The sequence below is a fragment of the Actinomycetota bacterium genome, assembly GCA_035536535.1.
GTDB lineage: Bacteria > Actinomycetota > JAICYB01 > JAICYB01 > JAICYB01 > DATLNZ01.
This window is the reverse complement of sequence record DATLNZ010000146.1, coordinates 1-2,114: the sequence shown is the minus strand read 5'-3', so window position 1 is coordinate 2,114 and position 2,114 is coordinate 1. Positions and strand designations below refer to the sequence as shown.

Annotated in this window: 2 protein-coding genes; both read right to left on the bottom strand. The window is 69.6% G+C overall.

All coding sequences use genetic code 11. From position 1 onward, the window contains the following. Positions 1-1,344, bottom strand: a 1,344-nt coding sequence (dop, locus tag VNE62_09810) for a depupylase/deamidase Dop (GenBank protein HVE92574.1), incomplete at its 3' end; no start/stop codon positions are given. A 32-nt stretch (positions 1,345-1,376) separates the two neighbouring features. Continuing rightward, positions 1,377-2,114 (bottom strand): alpha/beta fold hydrolase (locus VNE62_09805; protein ID HVE92573.1); only part of this gene is annotated, 738 nt, incomplete at its 5' end.

Here is a 2,114-nt window from a genome sequence, read left to right as displayed (position 1 = left end):
CAGGCGGGTCGCGTAGCGGGCGAGGCAGCGTCCGCGGAAGTACGCGCGGGTGTCTTCGGGGGGATTGGTCATCGCCCGCTGCACCTCCTCGTCGGACACAAGCCGCTCCACGCGGCCCGAGGCGACCAGGCGGTTGTACAGGCCCCGATCCGTGTCCACGTCGTGGTACTGCAGATCGATGAGCTTGAGCTTCGGGTCCGACCAGGAAAGGCCGTGCCTGTCCCGGTACGCCTCCAGCATCACCCGCTTGGCGACCCAGTCGACTTCGCGCTCCAGGGAGCCGGGATCGTCCTCCAGCGCGGTCAGCACGTACTCCCACTTTGAGGCGACCTCCGCCGGCCACTCCGGCCCGGTCACGATGTCGTCGCCGCGCGTCTTGAGGTAGCGCTTCACCGCCTCCAGGTACTCCCACTGAAGCTCCAGAGCGGTCAGCCACCGGCCGTCGCTCATCTCGAACTCGGTGCTCAGCCCGGGGTCGCGGCTGACGGCTTTCACCGCTGCCACGGGGGCGGCCAGCGTGAAGGCGTCCGGATCGATTTCCTCGTCCTCGATGAGCATCAGCAGCAGGGCGGTCGTCCCGACCTTGAGGAACGTCGAGACCTCGCACATGTTGGCGTCGCCGACGATCACGTGGAGGCGGCGAAACCGGTCCGGGTCGGCGTGCGGCTCGTCGCGGGTGTTCACCAAAGGACGCTTCAGCGTCGTCTCCAGCCCGACCTCGGCCTCGATGAAGTCGGCCCGCTGGGCCAATTGGTACGTGACCCCCTCGGCCCCCGGCTCCTCGCACCCGACCTTGCCCGCGCCGCAGAACACCTGCCGCGAAACGAAAAACGGGATCAGCGAAGCGGCCAGCCTCGCAAAGGGCACCGACCGGTCCACGAGGTAGTTCTCGTGGGTGCCGTAGGAGTTGCCCTTGCCGTCCGAGTTGTTCTTGTAGACGTGGACCCGCTCCCCCGGCGCCATGGTCGCCTGGGCCCGCCTGATCGACTCGGCCAGGATCGCCTCCCCGGCCTTGTCCCACAGGACACAGTCACGCGGGTTGGTCGTCTCGGGCGTCGAGAACTCCGGGTGCGCGTGGTCCACGTAGTAGCGGGCGCCGTTGGTGAGGACGAGGTTCACCAGCGACCCCTCCTCCTCGGCCGCCTCGCGGTTGCGGGCGCCCTCGAAGCCGCGCGCGTCGCGCAGCGGGTTCTCCTCCTGGCAGTCCCACTTGACCCGCCGCAGCTCGGCCTGGCCGTACTGTCCGACCAGCAGGCCCGCGACCATGACGGGCGAGGTCTCCGAGGCGCCCGAGACGCTGACGCCGTACTCGGTCTCGGTCCCCATGACCTTCTTCAGCGCCACGTGAAAAGCACCTCCCCGCCGACCCGGCCAGCCTACCCGAGCAACGAGCGGATCACGCGGTGGGTGCGCTCCGGATCCTCCAGCTGCGGGACGTGGCCGCACTCCTCGAAAAGCGAGATCCCGGCCTCCGGCAGCACCTCGGCGACCCGGTCGGCGAACGAGTGCGGGATCAGGGCGTCGTGGCGTCCGAACACGAAGTGAGACGGGACCTCCAGCTGCGCCAGCCGGGCCCAGAAGCCGTTGCGGCCTCCGGGCTCGTCCAGGTAAATGCTCCGGGCGGCGGCCCAGAACGCGATGCGCCCCCGGGGCTTGCGGTACACCCGGAAGAACTCGTCGGCGGACGCCTCGAACCAGTGCGCCGGGACGCGCTCCGGGTGGGCGAAGATGCTTCGCAGAGTCCGGATGACGGCGCTGCGGGGCGGGGCGAACGGCAGGACCCCCACCTCTGCCCGCATGAACCGGACGATCGGCACCGTGTAGCGGAAGCGCGTGAACGCCAGCGCCGGACACAGCAGCACGAGGCGGTCACACCGCTCCGGCGCCCGCAAACCGGCCTCGATGGCCACCCGGCCCCCCATCGAGTTGCCGACAAACGAGGCGCGGTCGATTCCCATCTCGTCGAGCAGCTCGATCACGCGGTCGAAAAACCACGATGCCGTGTACGGGGCCACCGGCTTCGCGGCGTCCCCGGAGCCGGGCAGGTCGCACGCGAGCACGCGGAACCGCGGGGACAGCGCCTTGAGCGTGGGCAAAAACGAGGACTTCGTCCC